This window comes from Paenibacillus konkukensis (assembly GCF_023523925.1).
GTDB classification, from domain to species: Bacteria; Bacillota; Bacilli; order Paenibacillales; family NBRC-103111; genus Paenibacillus_S; species Paenibacillus_S doosanensis.
Genome location: NZ_CP027059.1, coordinates 189,735 through 206,306, shown reverse-complemented (window position 1 = coordinate 206,306; position 16,572 = coordinate 189,735). Strand labels below are relative to the sequence as shown.

The window sequence follows — 16,572 nt, the reverse complement described above, 5'->3', positions numbered from 1 at the left end:
TCATCACTCCTTTGGCTGTATACCAGAAAAAATCATATTGACGATACCTTCCACATCCATCTCGTTTCGCATATTATGGTGAATGTTCAATGCTGTGCAGCCAACTAGCGAGCCAAATATCAGATTAGCTGTTTTCTCAGGCGATTTGGAATCGATTCCGTCACGAACCGTTTCCACAAACGGCCAATAGATTCGTTCCTGAAAATCGGCAAACAGCTTGATGAAGCGGTTTCCCGGGAAGTGCTGAAAATTATCCGCAACCGTTTTAAGCAAAATAAACACAGAAGGATCTTGGATGCACTTCTGCAGGAGCAATCTGGAGAACGATTCAGCTTTAAGCAAACTGCCGGCGTCTCCCGTCAAAGCGGACAGCACGGCCGACTCCGTCTGATTCAGGGCATCCCACAGTAAATCTTCCAAAAGCATGTGCTTATTTTTGTAGTAATGATATACGGTTCCGTAACCGAGCTCTGCCTTGACCGCAACATCGCGTATTTCCAATTGAATACCTTTCTCCAAATATACTTCCGCAGCCGCTTGCATAATTTGGTTCATCCGCATTTCACGGATCGCGTCATTCTGTTCTTTAGTACGTGGTGACATGGCTCCCCCTTTTTTTAGACCTGCTATAATGTCAATGTAAAATATACATCATTTGGAGGCAAGGATCAAGTAACTTTCCAAAGCCGAATGCCAATGGACTACGGAACAGCTATTTATTTTCGCTCACTATTTTGCTGCCAGAGTAATACATCCGCTTCGCCTACAATATCATAATTCTAGAAATACAATCTAAGTCCAGCGGTATGATGTCAAGTCCCCGAATCGGTGGAATTGGAAATTTTCTTGGCTGTAACAGCTGGGAGTGCCGAAAAAAGGACAGCTCAAACTAAACCCAGCGAAAAATCGAGATAATATCCAGATTTTAACTGGGAATTATGCCAGGGACTTTAGCAAAGGAGGCGTTAATCCTTCGCAGGCGTCACCTTCTTCCGTGGCGTATAGAGTTGGCCGTTGCGTAGCAGCACATCGACCAGACGCACAAGCTTTCTTGCGGTTAAGACGAGGGCGCGTTTATGTTGGTGCTTGGGCACTTCCTTGTATTTCTTCCGGTAGTACTCGCCGAATTCTTCATCGCGGTTCTTTACCGAGTTGGCAGCTTCAACGAGGTAATAGCGAAGGAATCGGTTGCCGGATTTAATCCGTTTGGTGTCTTCGGCTTCAAAGGCGCCAGACTGGCTCTTGCGCCAGGTGAGGCCAGCATACTTGGCGACAGCGGCTTGGTCGCTAAAGCGCTCGATGTCACCGATCTCGGCAAGGATGCCAGCGGCATAGACGCGATCAATGCCGGGAACAGAACGCAGGCACAGGGAGCCAGGGATCGTCTCGAGAATTTGCTCAATCGCCTTGTCCAAATCCTTGAGCTGAGCCTGGATGCTCCGGATTGCTTGAATGGATGTACCCAGCACAAGATCAATGGAATCCTCGACGACTTTGGACAGCCGGTAAGAGGCTCTGGCCGCTTTCTGAATGCAGCGCGCGACGTTCTCGGGATCCGGGAAGCGATTGCGCCCCTTGTCCCGCAAGTAGTCGGCCAGATCGCCGACATCCATCGTCGCGATGTCGTCCAGACTGTACTTTTCGGAGAGCATCTCAAGGATGGCATGGCCGAACACCGAGCTCTCGACTTCGGTCGTGAAGGCATTGCACTTGTAGAACAGGTTTTGCAAGAAGTACTGTTTCTCGCGCGTCAGGTTATGGATCAAGTGAAACCGCATGCGCGTTAAACGCTGGAGCGCAACATACTGCTCCTGCATGACAATGGTGGTTGTCAGCCGCCCGAAGCGCAGACGGTCCGCAATCACCCAGGCATCAAGCCGGTCGGTTTTATTCAGGTCGGGATAGGTTTCTCGGAACTTGCTGACCAACTTTGGATTCATGGTAAAGACCTTGGTATGGCGCTCCTGGAGTGTAGGGTCACTATGCAGGTACATGGCGGGATGCCAGCTGTAGACCGAGGTCGATTCAAGCCCAATGTGAATCTCGGAGACCGCGTGCTTGTCCGCTAAGGCAACGATGCGATCTCGCAGATGAGCAGCCCCCTCCAGATTGTTTTTCACTGTGAGGGTCTCGAGCTTATCCCCGTCTGTGTTCATGAAACACGTTTCCAGTTCTTTCGAACTGACGTCAATACCGACAAAAAGCGTCAAATGGAATTTCCTCCTTTCGATGAGGGATGCAGGGAATAGACTCTCCGGGATGCCTCCGGCGCACGCGCAGATCAATCACCCTCGCCTATAAGAACACGCTTCGGTCCATGAGCTGCCCTGGCTTGCTAGGCCAGGCATGGGGTGCCGAAGGGAACGGCCAGCGGGTCAGAAGCTCAGACACGTACCGGAGAAACAGACTTAGAAATGTAGACGTGCTACAGGAGGAGAAAGAATTTCCCCGATAGATCCCTATGATCTATTGTCCAGAGGCATGCGGGAAAGTCCAGTCCCTTTTGCAATTTTCAAGGTGCGATTTACTGGAAATCGAAAAGTTTGCGGCCAGTTCCCATGGGAACTGGAAATCGGCTTAAAACTTGGTTCTAGAAATACTATACGAGGAGGTGAGTCAATGGCAGTCGTAAAAGCCAGGAAACAGGATATTGATATGCTGGCAAGGTTGCTTCGAGCTGAAGCTGAGACCGAAGGCGAAATGGGCATGCTCCTTGTAGGAAATGTTGGCATTAACCGAATAAGAGCGAATTGCTCCGATTTCAAAGGAATCCGGACCATTCCCCAAATGATCAACCAGCCGCATGCGTTCGAAGCGTTGCAGCATGGTTTGTACTATCAAGGAGCAAGAGATAGAGAACGCCGTCTGGCGCAACGGGCGGTGAATGGGGAGCGGAATTGGCCAGCTAAATTTTCCCTATGGTATTTCCGTCCAGGATCATTCGAAAATCCCGGACCATGTCCGGATACTTGGTATAATCAGCCGCTCGTAGGACGATTCAGGAAGCACTGTTTTTATGAACCGACTGGGGAAGAATGCGAAAATGTATACAATACGTTTTAATTTTGTAAACAAAAACATCGTCTAATTTTGACGATGTTTTTTTGTCTGACAATAGCTCGTTTACAATTTCTTTATATATAATCAATTGATTATATAATTATACTATTATATAATTTATTTGAGTTGAGGTGGGTGACAAAACTTGGATAGTGGTTAAGTGGAGGGATTCTATGGAACAAATAAATGAATTGGCGGAAAATTTAAAACTGCTCGGAGACAAAACACGGTTAACGATACTGGCTTTATTAAAAGAACGGCCGCTTTGTGTCTGCGACATCGTGGATATATTGGAAACGTCCCAGCCTAATGCAAGCCAGCATCTGCGAAAATTAAAATCGGCTGGGCTTGTTAGTGAAACAAGAAAGGGACAGTGGATTTATTATTCTTTAAATATTGAAGGCAAAATTTATATTCAGGCAGTATTGGATTATATTCCGTCGTTAAAACAAAAAATTGATCCAATGAAAAACGATTGCTGCGAATAAGCTGGAGGACAACATGGCCGTCATTGCGTTTCTTGTTTTTTTCGTTACTTTAATTTTCGTCATTTGGCAGCCACGGGGATTAAATATCGGGTGGTCGGCGAGTGCGGGAGCACTTCTTGCCCTAATGTTCGGGGTAGTCAGCATTGCGGACGTCGGCACCGTCACCGGCATCGTATGGAATGCTACCCTGGCATTCGTAGCCGTTATTTTAATCTCATTGATTCTCGATGAAATCGGATTTTTTGAATGGGCAGCTCTACATATGGCGCGGCTCGCGCGTGGGAACAGTCTGCTCATGTTTATATTTATCATTTTGCTTGGATCGGCGGTCGCCGCCTTTTTTGCAAACGACGGGGCAGCTTTGATCATAACGCCGATTGTACTTGCCATGGTCCGAGCGCTGAAGTTCGACGAAAAAATGGTTTTACCGTTTATTATGGCCAGCGGATTTATAGCCGATACCGCATCCTTACCGTTAATTGTCAGCAACCTGGTTAACATCGTATCCGCCGATTTCTTCAAAATTGGTTTTGCGGAATATGCGAGTCGGATGATTGTTCCGAATTTTTTCTCCATTGCAGCGAGCCTTATTGTACTCTACATTTATTTCTGGAAACGCATTCCGGGCAGCTACAATGTAACTCAACTAAAAAAGCCCCATGAAGCTATAAAAGATTTGCGGCTTTTTAAATTGTCTTGGGCGATCTTAGCCGCTTTGCTTGCCGCATATTTTGTCTGTGAATTTTTCTCAATCCCTGTATCCGTTGTTGCGGGTATCGCCGCAATTGCGTTCTTTTTCGCGGCGAGAACATGTCATGAGATTCATATAAAGAATCTGCTGAAGGGTGCTCCTTGGGCAGTGGTGATTTTCTCGATTGGCATGTATGTAGTTGTTTACGGCTTGCGAAATGCCGGACTGACCGACGCGCTAGGCAATGTCATTCAAGCGATTGCAGGCCAAGGGCTGTTTGTGGCTACGATTAGTATGGGGTTTATAGCCGCGATCCTGTCGTCCATTATGAACAACATGCCGACTGTCATGATTGACGCGCTGGCGATCCAGAGTACGCCAACGAATGGAATTATCCGTGAAGCGCTGATTTATGCCAATGTGATCGGTTCCGACCTGGGGCCTAAAATTACACCGATCGGCTCACTGGCTACTTTGCTCTGGCTACACGTGCTTTCCGCAAAAAACGTGAAAATTAGTTGGAGCTATTATTTTAAAGTTGGCATCCTTTTGACAGTACCTACGTTGTTCATTACACTCTCCGGGCTTTTTATATGGCTCTATGTGCTGCAAACGCTGCGGATATAACGAATTCAATCAAAAGGGAGATGCTCGCCATGGAGAAAAAAACGTTAGTTTACTTTTTGTGCACCGGCAATTCCTGCAGAAGCCAAATCGCAGACGGGTTTTTAACTGCTCTAGGAAGCGATAAATATATAGTGAAGAGCGCAGGACTTGAAGCGCACGGGCTGAATCCCTATGCGGTGCAAGTGATGAAGGAAGCGGGTGTTGATATTAGTCAAAATACTTCGGATGTGATCGATCCGGATGTGTTGAACAGAGCCGATTATGTCATTACACTATGCGGCCATGCGGATGAAAATTGCCCCGTCATTTCCAATAAGAATGTAAAGAAATGGCATTGGGGGTTTGATGACCCGGCAAAAGCAACTGGCACAGAGGATGAGATTATGAGCCAATTCCGGAAGGTTCGCGATGCAATCAAGTCCCGGATTGAGCAGTTCGTGTTCGACATCGACCATCCATATAGCTGTAAAAGAGAGGAACTTGTCCAAGGACAGGAGGGCGTGTGAGCGGAGTGTAACGAGGAGTCATTTTCCGTACTTTGACGGAAAATGACTCGAGTTTAATAAGAATAACCGCTTGCATTTAGTACCATATAGTATTATCCTATATAGTAATATGAGGATGGTGTTTAATGAATCGAGAAACTCGTGGGGGGTTTTACATATCCCAAATTAAACAGCTTAGCAATAGAATTTTCGAAAAATTACTTAAAGAAAATGCTATCGAGGAATTCAATGGCGCTCAAGGACGTATCTTGTTTGTTCTCTGGCAGAAAGATAATATAACAATTACTGAACTGGGTGAGAAGACCTCGCTTGCAAAAACGACACTTACTGGCATGCTTGATCGAATGTGTGCGCAAGGTCATATTCAACGCAATCAAGATCCAAACGATCGAAGACAAATATTGATTGCGCTTACACCGCAAGCTAGAGCTCTTAGTGATAACTACGATAAAGTCACAGCGCAGATGAATGAATTGTTTTACCGGGGATTTTCGGATAAGGAAATGGAGCAGTTCGACAGCATGCTTGCAAAAGTACTTAATAATCTAAAACATTACGAGGAGTGATTTTATGGATTCCGTTACCTTGAAGCAAATCATGTCTCTGGTGGAAGAGGCTCGTACGATCATAGTCAGTTCTACTGATGAAAATGGCTATCCCAATACGAAACAGATGTTCAAAAAAGTACATGAAGGGCTAACTAAATTCTGGTTTTCAACAAACACTTCCTCGATTCGTACCAGACAATTCTTGGTGAATTCAAAGGCATGCCTCTATTTTGCAGGCAAAAGTAATGGCCTTATGCTGATTGGGGATATGAAGGTATGCCAAGATCGTGAAAGCAGAAGAATGCTTTGGACAGAAGGGGACGAGAAGTATTATTCACTTGGAGTAGATGATCCTGACTACTGCGTATACGAGTTTAATTCAATAAGCGGCAACTACTACTACAATTTGGAAAAGCACCTATTTACGATTGAGGAGTTGAATAACCAGAGGAAGTGCTTAAAAGAGTAACAAGTCTAATTACTAACCCGCGTTATGTTGTAGTACCTGGTGGAAGTCATAGACCACATATGAGTCGAGAAAACCCTGTGTTTGTAAACGTTGACAAGAAAGGGGGAAGTGCAATGCCTTATATCCAGGTTAAAGATCTGGAAATGTTTTACGAAAAAATGGGCAATGGGGATAATATCATTTTTTTGCACAGCGGCTACTCACGCGGTATATTGGCTTTCGCTGGCCAAATGCTGGATTTTCAAAAGAAGTATACCTGCTACTTCCCGGATTTCAGAGGACATGGCAGAACAAGATGCGCAAGTCTCGAATGGTCTACACCTCAAATTTCAGACGACATCCTCGAATTCATGAATCAGTTAGGTATAATAAAAGCTCATTTTATCGGATATAGCTTAGGGGCGAATGTCGGGCTTTACCTTGCTGTTAACCATCCTGAAAGAGTGAGTACGCTCACAACAATAGGCACCGGCGGTTTTTGCGATCCAACTGGTGCCGAAGAGTTCGAGCCGGAATGGATGATTGAAAAAGGGTTGCACGATATGATCAATCAAATGATCGAAAGACATGAAGAAGCGCATAAAGGCAATTGGGAAGAACACATGAGACAATCGGCGCAAGATTGGCGATTATACCCGCAGCTTACAGAGAACCAGCTTAGCAGCATTGAATGTCCAGCATTATTTATTACAGGGGAACATGATCCATTTGCCGGCGAGGAGAGAGTCAAACGTCTGGCTTCGCTTGTCAAAGGATCGAATTATTTTGTTGTCCCGGGCGGGAGCCATAGACCACATATGGTTAGGGAAAACCCTATTTTAGTAAATGATACGATTCTTCAGTTTCTTGTTATCGAGTAATTAAGGGGAGGATTTATCTATGATTCATCAGCGAGAATGTCCAGTTGAGACGCTCATTCATGTTTTAGGCGGCAAATGGAAGCCAATGATTTTATGGCATTTGATTGAATCCAAACGGCGATACAACGATCTGGAAAAGCTAATACCTGATGTTTCACAAAAAATGCTTTCGCAGCATCTCCGAGATTTGGAACAAGAAGGCATAGTCGATAGAACGGTTTATCCTTCTATCCCTCCAAAGGTCGAATATTCTCTTAGTGAATACGGCAGAACGTTAATTCCTGTAGCAGAAGTCATGTGTGCTTGGGGAGAAAATCATAATAAGCGGAAACATGAAGAGCCGGCGTCATAAAGCTGGTTCCATGGGCTTGGACACTAATTCAATCAACTTAAATCCAAAAGCTGCTACGGGATTCCGGGCAGCTTTTGTGTTTACCTGCGCACTGTCTTAGAACTCCTGTCCTCCCTGACCTCCGCATTTCCCCTGTGGGTCATACTTACTTTTAAGTAAGTACCCTACTTTAAAGTGGGTTCTTAACATAACCCTGAAGCGATGTTAATCTTGAGTCAACCAAATATTGGGCCACTAAAGAGGAGGAACGAACAGTGAAAATTATTGTTTTCGGAGCGACGGGGAATACAGGGAAAAGAGTGCTGGCGCAAGGGCTACAAATGGGGCATGAAATGACCGCATTTGTGCGAAATGCCGAGAAGCTTTATGAACAGCTAGGGGAGCATTCCGCGAAACAGGTGAAGGTCATCGCGGACGATATGATGGACCCGGTCAGCGTCGGTGAGGCGCTCGCGCATCAAGACGCCGCTATTATCGCAGCCGGTCATGCAGGCCAGGGAGAAGAGTTTGTTCGTATCATTGACAACATTATAAGCCAATGTGAATTCCAGCCTAGTTTCTCCGGGCGGGTATGGGTAATGGGAGGAGCCGGCCTGCTGGATATTCCCTATACGGATCTTATCGGCAACAATTTGCCCGGCTTCCCGCCTGAATATAAAAACCATAACCGGAATTTCCAAAGGCTGCAGCAGACTACGCTCGATTGGTCCATTATGTGTCCGGGAACCATGACTGATTCGAGAGAGTATCCAGATCCGGTTCATCTGCATGTAACGACGGAAACCTTGCCCGTTCCGATTCCGGAGACGATCAAGGAATATTCCGAGGCAGATATAGCCGGTCACTTGTTCAGCCGACTTCAAGAACTGAATGTTGCTTATGACGATGTTGCAAAATGCATGCTGGACCATCTTGAGCTCGGAGGAGCGTTTAAAAGAAAAAGAGTCGGTCTAGCCTATCGAAGCAGTATTGCCGCGCGCTGAGGAGAAGGGGGATAATGGGTTTGTTTGGATTACTGCTCGCTTTGCATATATTGGCTTCGATCGCCATCATTGGCCCCGCTTTCGTAATGCCCGTCATTCGCAGATCCGCCAGAACCGTCAGCCAGCTGCACTTTGCTGTTAATATAACGACCAAGCTCGCCGTAATACCTAAAATTGGCGGATTCGTACTTATTTTAACCGGGGTTTGGCTTATGATCATAACGAAGATGGGGTTATCCCAAATGTGGCTGAATGTATCCATCCTTTTATCACTGCTTATGGTCGTCATGATTGACGGATGGATCGAGCCGCGTTTGAAAAAGATCGTAAAGATCCTATCCGAAAGTCAAGACCAGGGTAATGAAATACCCGCCGAGTTCGGACGGCTGCTAAAAAAGATCGTACCCATCGAGACGACAGCGCAGCTGCTGATGATTGCCATATTGGTCCTTATGGTCGTCAAGCCATTTTAATTAACTCCTGCCGTTTGTGTATCACATCCATTTCGCCCTTTTCCTGTCGGAATAGAGGGCTTTTTTTCTGGGAACGTTAGTATACAGCATCTCCATTGTATGCTCAATCAAAAAAACGGGGTAAGGTGCGGGAAATATGGAAGAGGGTAAAAAATGGGATCTTATTTCCATTGCGTCTATACCGCTTATAATAACACTCGGTAATTCCATGCTAATACCGGCTCTGCCATCCATTCGGAGCAAGCTCGGAATTTCATCCCTTCAAGTGAGCTTGCTAATTACGGTATATTCTGTCATAGCGATTATCCTCATTCCAATTGCAGGTTACTTATCCGACAGAATCGGCAGAAAAAAGTTATAATCCCCAGCCTCATCATAACGGGAATAGGAGGGCTGATTTCAGGTTTAGGCGCATGGTGGATAGAACAGTCTTATCCCGTTATCATCTAAATAACGTCAGGCACCATTTGCAGCTGGGAAGTACAAGGATTATGCGAAGCCGCTGTCGAACTAAGATAGATATATGGACACTATCGTATTGATCATTAGGAAATATAGAAATTTATTGCTGTGTATACTACTGTTTGGCCTGCTGTTCAGTCTGCGAGGGCTGCTGTGGTCCGGGCTGCTGTTCCCGGTGGACCGAACCATGCAGGCTGAGGACGGCGTGATCGATCTGCGCGGGCAGAATTGGGAGAAAGCCGGACCGATGACACTGAACGGGGAATGGGCTTGGTATCCGGGGCGGCTGTTGTCTCACGAGGAGCTTCAATCGAAGGAGCTGCCGCGGCAAACCATTCAGGTTCCCGGCAACTGGGGAATGCCGTCTAGTCTGGAAAAGGCGGGAGACGATAGCGCCTACGGATACGGCACGTACAGGCTGCGGATTCTTATCGATCCGCTGAAGAGTCCGATTGCGTTCTCGATACGCAGCATCAAAAGCTCCTCCGAAGCTGAAGTAAACGGGGAGGCAGCAGGAATGTCCGGGACGGTAGCGGCCGATCCGGAGGAATACAAGCCGGACAACATACCTTATACGGCGGTCTACTATAAAGCGGATGTCACAGAGATCGAACTGCTGCTGCGCGTGGCCAATTATGATTCGCCGATGTCGGGCGGGCTTGTGCAACCCGTGCTGTTCGGGTTGCAGTCAAGCATAGAGTCAACCAGAACCTATTCGATCGATTTCCAAATGATGACGGTGCTGATTATGCTGCTGCATGGCTTGTACGGAAGCATTGTCTATGCGTATAAGCCGCAAAACCGTTCTCTGTTGGTCAGCGGTCTTATCTATGTGGCGGTTGCCCTTGTTGTAGCCAATAGTCACGACAAGGTGTTGGCCATGTGGCTGCCGCTCAATTATACTTGGAACATTAAAATACGTATTCTTGCGGTGATGGTGCAAAATTATGCGGTTTTGTACCTGCATCGAAAGTTCGCCGGTATTCAGAGAGTCGGTGTCGGATTCAAGGCTTACACGGTCATGCTGCTGTGCCTCGGCTTTGGCACTCTGTTCCTGCCAATCTCGATGGTGAACCGGATGCTGGATACCGGCGTTTATTTGCTTTCTTATCTGATCCCGCTTGTTTGGTTTGTAGGGGTTGTGTGGAAAATGGTATTTGGCAAAACGGATGATCAGGATATTCATTTTATTCTCATTACCGCCGTGTGCATAGTGTCCAATTTGATGTGGACTAACTTGGACAATTACGTGGAAGTGTCGAGCGTTTATTATCCGTTTGACCTGACTATTGCGCTTATCGCGTTCTCCGTGTATTGGTTCAAGAAATATATCCGCAATTCCGATGATGTGGAGCGGCTGTACGAGCAGTTGAAAGTCTCCGACCGGATGAAGGACCAATTCCTGGCGAATACTTCGCATGAACTGAGAACGCCGCTGCACGGCATCATGAATTTATCGAACAGCGTGTATACGCGGGAACTGGACAAGTTGGAGGATGATAGCCGGCAGGCTTTGGAGCTGGTCGGAAAGGTAAGCCGGCGCATGTCCAGGCTCCTCGACGATCTGCTGGATTTGGCGCAACTTCGGGAGCATCGCATTATACTCCATCCTGAGCCTCTCAATCTTCACGCCATCGTGCCAGGCGTTGCCAGCATGCTCAAATATATAGCCGAGAGCAAGCCCGTTCGGTTTCGCCTTGCGCTGGCTACATCATTGCCCCCCGTATGGGCGGACGAGAAGCGGCTGGTGCAAATTCTCTATAACCTGCTGCACAATGCGTTCAAATTTACCGAAGAAGGCGAAATCGTGGTTTCGGCGGAGCTGCTGAACGGGCAGATCGAGATACGAGTAGCCGACACAGGTATCGGCATGGACGAAGAGACGCTATCCAGCCTGTTCGTCGCATATATGCAAGGAACGCACAACAGAGGCGACGGCAGGGGCCTCGGCCTTGGCATGAACATTTGCAAGGAGCTGGTGGAGCTGCACGGAAGCGAACTGTTCGTGCAATCGGAGCCGGGTTGCGGCTCAACCTTTTTCTTCCGACTGCCTGTGGCGGACGGAGCGGCGGAGAGGGCGGCAGATGCGGGGTGGCACGAGGCGTTTGCGCTGGAGGCAGCAGCGACAGTCATGCCGGTAGCAGAGGCCGAATATCGCTTTCCGGATGATGCGGCCGGTGAAACGGACGCCCGGTTCACGTTATCGGATTGGCTTCATTCGCCGGACAACCCGATTCATATTCTGATTGTCGACGACGATCTAGTGAACCTGGATGTGCTTGCAGGCATATTGTCAACCGAGCCGTATAGCGTTACGAAGGCGTTGTCGGGGCATCAGGCATTGGAGCTGCTGGCGGAAGGCGAGTGGGACTTGTTGATTGCGGATGTCATGATGCCGGGCATGTCGGGTTATGAGCTGACGGAGAAGGTGAGGGAACGCCGTTCCGTCTCTGAGCTGCCGGTGCTGCTGTTGACGGCGCGCGGCCAGCCGGCGGATATGTATACCGGCTTTCTCGTTGGAGCCAATGACTATGTGACCAAGCCTGCGGATGCGATGGAGCTGAAATACCGAATCCGCTCGCTCATTGCGTTGAAGCGGTCGATGTCGGAGCGGCTTCGGATGGAAGCGGCCTATCTGCAGGCGCAGATCAAGCCTCATTTCCTGTTTAATACGATAAATTCTCTGATTGCCCTCGGGGATATTGATACGGAGAAAATGCGCCAGATCGGCGATGCCTTCGCGACCTTTCTGCGAATCAGCTTCGATTATTCGAATACGCGCGCCATGGTCGATCTGGAGCATGAACTAGAGCTTGTTCGCTCTTACTTGTATATCGAGCAGGAACGATTCGGGGAGAGACTGTCGGTCGTCCAAGAGATCGAACCGGGCATTTCCCTGTTGCTCCCGCCGCTATCGATTCAGCCGCTGGTGGAAAACGCCGTCCGGCATGGAATTTTGAAGAGGGCAAAAGGGGGGACACTGCGACTGCGAGTGGGGCGCACGGCTAACGGCGTGTCCGTTGAAGTACAGGATGACGGTGTCGGTATGGCTTCCGATCTGATTGAACGGCTGCTGAACCGATCCGATCCATCGCGTTCCGGAATTGGCATTGCCAACACGCACCGCCGTCTGCTCCAAATGTACGGCCAAGGGCTGTCTATCAGGAGCGTGCCGGGAGAGGGAACCGTCGTCTCTTTTACCATCCCGCAGCAGCCGTGAGCGCGACAACGCCAAGAGCCCGTTCACGCGGCCGACGAGGCGCTTCCGAGCCTGTCGCGGAACAGATAGACGCAGTTATGGGTGGCAGTCTTGGACTTTTTTGTCCTTAGCTGCCACACGTAAAATGCTCAAGTGAAGCCACGCAGTCATCCAGTTTCTTTTGACTTTTTGCAGTATATTCAGCTTGAAAAAAATCACGGTTACATATTGTTTCATTATTATACAATAACTCAAAATTGGAGGAGGATTTATTGGTAGCCTTGAAAATGATTTTACTTATTGTATCGCTTGGAATGGATACGCTGCTGATATCTATTTCATTGGGCTTTATTAAAACGAAGGGTAAAGTCAAAATCGCATTGATTTTTGCTTTTGCTGAAGCTTTGATGCCTTTGGTTGGCTTATTCATCGGAAAAGGTGCAGGCCAGCTTTTTGGGGAGTGGGCTTCGTTAATTGGAGGAATTGCTTTGTTGGTAGTAGCCGTCTGGCTTGTCTTCTTTGAGGACGAGGATGAAGAAGACAAGCTGGAACGGAATTTGGTGGGATGGACCTTAATTATAACCGCAGTAAGTATTAGTTTGGATGAATTAGCTATTGGATTTTCAATTGGACTTATTGGTATACCTATTGCGCTGACCATTATTTTAGTTGCTTTGCAAGCGTTTGTTTTTACGTTTTTGGGACTCGCATTTGGTTCTAAGTTGAAGCGATACCTTGGCGAATGGGCAGAGAAATTAGCTGGAATCATTCTAGGCTTACTAGGTTTATGGATTCTGTTCGATGCAATTTTGCATTTATATCATCACGGCTGAACTATCGTTGTACAGACGGCGGCAATCGCACAAGAGTCTGCTTTCAGACTGACAAAACTTAAGAAAATACGGAGATCAAGTAACCGCCTGCTGCCGAGAACAACACGATCAACCACGGAGGAAGTTTCCACAGCATAAGCAAACCGAACGCAGCAATAGCAAGACAAAAGTCGTAAGGTGTATGTATTGCCTTCATCCAAACGGGATTAAACAGGGCAGCGAGCAAAATGCCAACAACAGCGGCATTTATTCCTTTTAAGACCGATTGGAAATTTGGGCGACGGCGAACCGCATCCCAAAACGGTAATGCGCCTGTGACGAGCAGAAAGGACGGAAGAAACATTGCGATTAGGGCGATCATCGCTCCAATCCATCCGTGCATGACGGTTCCCAGATAAACAGAGAAGGTAAATAATGGACCCGGGACGGCTTGAGCTGCACCGTAGCCGGCAAGAAATTGAGAATCCGTTAGCCAGCCCGGAGGAACGACTTCGGCCTGAAGCATTGGAAGTACCACGTGCCCCCCGCCAAAGACAAGCGAACCCACGCGGAAAAAGCTGTCAAAAACCGCTAACCAATAGGAGGGAAAAACCGCTCGCAATAGCGGCAACCCAATCAGCAATCCAAAGAACAAAATCCAGGCGAACATTGCTGCGCGGCGGCTGATGGATATGCCTATACGAGGAGTTTCCGGCACTTCGGATGTTGCCAGAAAAAATCGGCCGAACAGCCCCGCGGCGGCGATGAGTATCAATTGGCCGTAAGCGGAAGGCCATAATAAGGTGACGACCGCGGTGAGGATAGCAATCGTCCCCCGAGTACGATCGGGAGCAAGGCTCCGAGCCATTCCCCAAACCGCTTGTGCAACCACGGCAACAGCGACGATCATTAACCCATGAAGCCAACCGGCATTGCCTACATCGTAGTTTTTTAATGCATATGCGAAAATCATCAACGCCAAAGCGGAAGGTAATGTAAAACCAATCCAGGAAGCGATCCCACCAAGCAACCCACCACGCATCATGCCGATGGATATTCCAACTTGACTACTTGCAGGTCCCGGCAGAAATTGGCATAAGGCGACCAAATCTGCATAGCTTTTTTCATCGAGCCATTTTCTACGGTTGACATATTCATCACGAAAATAGCTTAAATGAGCGATAGGGCCGCCAAATGAAGTCAAACCAAGTTTCGCGGAGGCTCCGAGGATTTCAAGTATAGGCGAATTGGAATTTGTTCGTTGCGTCATTTTTTTTCAACCTCATCACTTAATGATTTCGATGGTAGCTTTAACCGCTCTTCTACAAATATCGTCATATTCACTTGAAATGATTATATCGGTTTTCCTTCGACAGCTGCAGCGGTAAGCGCGCTTTAAGCCAGTGGTATATGTTGCCTGCAAGCAGTCCGATGAATAAGTAGGTCAATCCGCCGAAAATCGCATACACGACAGCTCCCGTCACTGCCACCGCAATACCAAAAACGATCTGGTCCTTGACTTTGGCGGGGGAAGTAGGAGGATCGGTAAGCATGAAAAACCCGAAAAACAATGTTGCATTGATAAAAGGCGGCCGGAGCGCGTCAGAAGCCTCTCCTATGTGGAGAACTCCCATTACCAGCAGCAAAAGAAAGAATACCGCAAAAAATGCGAAAACTTGAGGATACTTCTGTACTCGGTTCGATATGATATAGCCTCCTGCCAGCAAAAAGAGGATGTACCAGACAGGGAGGTCGCCGAAGGCTCCCCACCAGCTTTGCCCAGCATGAAACAGCGGAATAGAGAGGAGCAACCCTAGCGCCGCCGGATTTAATACCGGCTTTTTCTTATACGCGATAAGATGCTTGGAGATCACAGCCATAGCCGCTGTAGCCGATAGAATAAGCCAAGAAGCCGTACTGCTGAGCACCAGGGAAACAATGAGCCCGGTGATCACTGCGCCGTCCAGCACGATTCGCTTGCGCTTCTCCGCCCGGGAGCACAAATAATCGATAAGCAGCGAAACAACTACAGCGATAAGTCCGTTCATGATGCCCGCGGCGCTATGAGAGCCTAGGGACGCAATAACAAGATAGGCGGTCATAGCCATTGTTACGTAGCCCTTGGGGGATTGAAGCCATTGCTTTGCCGTCACTTATATCTCACCTGCTTTTATGATTTGCATAGATGAATTGATCAAAATGCCTTTTAGCTTCTCTTGTTCGATTAGTTGCCGCGCGCCATCACTCCCTAGAAGGAACGATACCGTGGAAAGGGCGTCGGCCAACATGGCATAAGGCGCGATAACGCTGCAACTCACCAGGCCGGATGGAGAAAGCTTGGTTTGAGGATGAATCAAATGATGCTGTCCTGCCTCTTTGGGACTCTTGCGCTCATAGCTTCCCGAGGTGCAAATGGCTTCATTGGACATGGATACCATATAGATAACGTCTTGCCGATTCAGGGGATGACGGATTCCTACGGTCCACGGTTCCGCGGACTCATCCTGTCCTCCCGCATAAATATCCCCACCGGCATTGATTAAGAAACCGGGGAAGCAGCTTAATTCCTTCGCTGCCAAGTCGATGGCAAACCCTTTGGCTACCGCTCCAAGGTCAAGCACGGCCGGTTGCAGCAAGCAGATGGTCTGTTCGAGCTCATTCAAGACGATATCCCGAAAAGTTGCGGAGCCGGATGCAGTACTATCCACGATATCCCCAGTCAAGTAGCGGCGGTTAAACCCACGTTCCTCCATCAGTTTGCCAACAGTAGGATCGAATACGCCGTTCGTCCATTCAGCAATCTCCAGAGCAAACTTTAGAGGCTCGAACAAGAACGGGCTTATTTTAACGGAGGTTTCGACATGTCGGCATGCTCTCATTAACTCACTGTCAGGATCAAACCGGCTGCAAGCAAGCTCGACTTGCCGAAACATCTCGAAAGCCCGATCCATGCTTCTTTCGACCGCCAAGGATTCCTTCGCCCCCTCGGCAACAACCTGAATATCAACTACGGTATCCATATATAGCTTGGTTTTCTTCATG

General features: G+C 48.0%; 17 protein-coding genes and 1 pseudogene. 13 read left to right on the top strand and 5 right to left on the bottom strand.

The window, feature by feature from the left end; all coding sequences use genetic code 11:
* Positions 1-3: 3 nt before the first annotated feature.
* Positions 4-603 carry a TetR/AcrR family transcriptional regulator gene (locus SK3146_RS00915; protein ID WP_249863290.1) on the bottom strand — a complete coding sequence of 200 codons (600 nt, stop codon included), beginning with the start codon at positions 601-603 and terminating at the stop codon, positions 4-6.
* A gap of 362 nt (positions 604-965) precedes the next feature.
* Positions 966-2,210 carry an IS110 family RNA-guided transposase gene (locus SK3146_RS00910; RefSeq protein ID WP_249860219.1) on the bottom strand — a complete coding sequence of 415 codons (1,245 nt, stop codon included), beginning with the start codon at positions 2,208-2,210 and terminating at the stop codon, positions 966-968.
* A gap of 409 nt (positions 2,211-2,619) precedes the next feature.
* Here SK3146_RS00910 and SK3146_RS00905 point away from each other — a divergent pair, with 409 nt between their 5' ends.
* The 13 genes and pseudogenes from SK3146_RS00905 to SK3146_RS00845 all read left to right on the top strand — a co-directional run bounded on the left by SK3146_RS00905 (position 2,620) and on the right by SK3146_RS00845 (position 13,551).
* Positions 2,620-3,063 carry a cell wall hydrolase gene (locus SK3146_RS00905; protein ID WP_249863289.1) on the top strand — a complete coding sequence of 148 codons (444 nt, stop codon included), beginning with the start codon at positions 2,620-2,622 and terminating at the stop codon, positions 3,061-3,063.
* A 170-nt stretch (positions 3,064-3,233) separates the two neighbouring features.
* Positions 3,234-3,548, top strand: coding sequence for an ArsR/SmtB family transcription factor (locus SK3146_RS00900; protein WP_249863288.1), 315 nt, complete (start codon positions 3,234-3,236; stop codon positions 3,546-3,548).
* A gap of 13 nt (positions 3,549-3,561) precedes the next feature.
* Positions 3,562-4,866, top strand: a complete 1,305-nt coding sequence (locus SK3146_RS00895) for an arsenic transporter (RefSeq protein WP_249863287.1) — start codon at positions 3,562-3,564, stop codon at positions 4,864-4,866.
* Between the two features lie 29 nt (positions 4,867-4,895).
* The gene (gene arsC, locus SK3146_RS00890) at positions 4,896-5,372 is read left to right on the top strand and encodes an arsenate reductase (thioredoxin) (RefSeq protein WP_249863286.1); all 477 of its coding nucleotides are present in this window, start codon (positions 4,896-4,898) and stop codon (positions 5,370-5,372) included.
* A gap of 125 nt (positions 5,373-5,497) precedes the next feature.
* On the top strand, positions 5,498-5,938 hold the full coding sequence (locus tag SK3146_RS00885) for a MarR family transcriptional regulator (RefSeq protein WP_249863285.1): 441 nt from the start codon (positions 5,498-5,500) through the stop codon (positions 5,936-5,938).
* 4 nt (positions 5,939-5,942) lie between these two features.
* On the top strand, positions 5,943-6,389 hold the full coding sequence (locus SK3146_RS00880) for a pyridoxamine 5'-phosphate oxidase family protein (protein WP_249863284.1): 447 nt from the start codon (positions 5,943-5,945) through the stop codon (positions 6,387-6,389).
* Positions 6,390-6,502: 113 nt separating this feature from the next.
* Positions 6,503-7,249, top strand: coding sequence for an alpha/beta fold hydrolase (locus tag SK3146_RS00875; RefSeq protein WP_249863283.1), 747 nt, complete (start codon positions 6,503-6,505; stop codon positions 7,247-7,249).
* Between the two features lie 19 nt (positions 7,250-7,268).
* Positions 7,269-7,601: a winged helix-turn-helix transcriptional regulator gene (locus SK3146_RS00870; RefSeq protein ID WP_249863282.1), complete on the top strand. Its 333-nt coding sequence runs from the start codon at positions 7,269-7,271 to the stop codon at positions 7,599-7,601.
* Between the two features lie 254 nt (positions 7,602-7,855).
* Positions 7,856-8,584, top strand: coding sequence for an NAD(P)-dependent oxidoreductase (locus SK3146_RS00865; RefSeq protein WP_249863281.1), 729 nt, complete (start codon positions 7,856-7,858; stop codon positions 8,582-8,584).
* Between the two features lie 14 nt (positions 8,585-8,598).
* On the top strand, positions 8,599-9,057 hold the full coding sequence (locus tag SK3146_RS00860) for a DUF2269 family protein (RefSeq protein WP_249863280.1): 459 nt from the start codon (positions 8,599-8,601) through the stop codon (positions 9,055-9,057).
* A gap of 136 nt (positions 9,058-9,193) precedes the next feature.
* A pseudogene (locus SK3146_RS00855) lies at positions 9,194-9,504 on the top strand (MFS transporter); the annotation flags it as partial.
* Positions 9,505-9,622: 118 nt separating this feature from the next.
* Complete coding sequence (locus SK3146_RS00850; RefSeq protein ID WP_249863279.1) at positions 9,623-12,739, top strand: ATP-binding response regulator; 3,117 nt, start codon at positions 9,623-9,625, stop codon at positions 12,737-12,739.
* A 293-nt stretch (positions 12,740-13,032) separates the two neighbouring features.
* Positions 13,033-13,551, top strand: coding sequence for a manganese efflux pump MntP (locus SK3146_RS00845; RefSeq protein WP_249863278.1), 519 nt, complete (start codon positions 13,033-13,035; stop codon positions 13,549-13,551).
* Positions 13,552-13,609: 58 nt separating this feature from the next.
* Here SK3146_RS00845 and SK3146_RS00840 read toward each other — a convergent pair whose 3' ends face one another.
* The 3 genes from SK3146_RS00840 to SK3146_RS00830 all read right to left on the bottom strand — a co-directional run bounded on the left by SK3146_RS00840 (position 13,610) and on the right by SK3146_RS00830 (position 16,571).
* Positions 13,610-14,800: a chromate transporter gene (locus SK3146_RS00840; protein WP_249863277.1), complete on the bottom strand. Its 1,191-nt coding sequence runs from the start codon at positions 14,798-14,800 to the stop codon at positions 13,610-13,612.
* 70 nt (positions 14,801-14,870) lie between these two features.
* Positions 14,871-15,683, bottom strand: a complete 813-nt coding sequence (locus SK3146_RS00835) for an RnfABCDGE type electron transport complex subunit D (protein ID WP_249863276.1) — start codon at positions 15,681-15,683, stop codon at positions 14,871-14,873.
* The gene (locus tag SK3146_RS00830; RefSeq protein ID WP_249863275.1) at positions 15,684-16,571 is read right to left on the bottom strand and encodes an FAD:protein FMN transferase; all 888 of its coding nucleotides are present in this window, start codon (positions 16,569-16,571) and stop codon (positions 15,684-15,686) included. It lies immediately after the preceding gene.
* Between the last annotated feature and the right edge of the window lies 1 nt (position 16,572).

Bases quoted from the DNA above. Each gene is read 5' to 3' on its own strand.
- arsC (WP_249863286.1), top strand. From the start codon at position 4,896: ATGGAGAAAAAAACGTTAGTTTACTTTTTGTGCACCGGCAATTCCTGC.
- SK3146_RS00915 (WP_249863290.1), bottom strand. From the start codon at position 603: ATGTCACCACGTACTAAAGAACAGAATGACGCGATCCGTGAAATGCGG.
- SK3146_RS00875 (WP_249863283.1), top strand. From the start codon at position 6,503: ATGCCTTATATCCAGGTTAAAGATCTGGAAATGTTTTACGAAAAAATG.
- SK3146_RS00840 (WP_249863277.1), bottom strand. From the start codon at position 14,800: ATGACGCAACGAACAAATTCCAATTCGCCTATACTTGAAATCCTCGGA.
- SK3146_RS00860 (WP_249863280.1), top strand. From the start codon at position 8,599: ATGGGTTTGTTTGGATTACTGCTCGCTTTGCATATATTGGCTTCGATC.
- SK3146_RS00900 (WP_249863288.1), top strand. From the start codon at position 3,234: ATGGAACAAATAAATGAATTGGCGGAAAATTTAAAACTGCTCGGAGAC.
- SK3146_RS00830 (WP_249863275.1), bottom strand. From the start codon at position 16,571: ATGAAGAAAACCAAGCTATATATGGATACCGTAGTTGATATTCAGGTT.
- SK3146_RS00845 (WP_249863278.1), top strand. From the start codon at position 13,033: ATGGATACGCTGCTGATATCTATTTCATTGGGCTTTATTAAAACGAAG.
- SK3146_RS00885 (WP_249863285.1), top strand. From the start codon at position 5,498: ATGAATCGAGAAACTCGTGGGGGGTTTTACATATCCCAAATTAAACAG.
- SK3146_RS00870 (WP_249863282.1), top strand. From the start codon at position 7,269: ATGATTCATCAGCGAGAATGTCCAGTTGAGACGCTCATTCATGTTTTA.
- SK3146_RS00895 (WP_249863287.1), top strand. From the start codon at position 3,562: ATGGCCGTCATTGCGTTTCTTGTTTTTTTCGTTACTTTAATTTTCGTC.
- SK3146_RS00880 (WP_249863284.1), top strand. From the start codon at position 5,943: ATGGATTCCGTTACCTTGAAGCAAATCATGTCTCTGGTGGAAGAGGCT.
- SK3146_RS00905 (WP_249863289.1), top strand. From the start codon at position 2,620: ATGGCAGTCGTAAAAGCCAGGAAACAGGATATTGATATGCTGGCAAGG.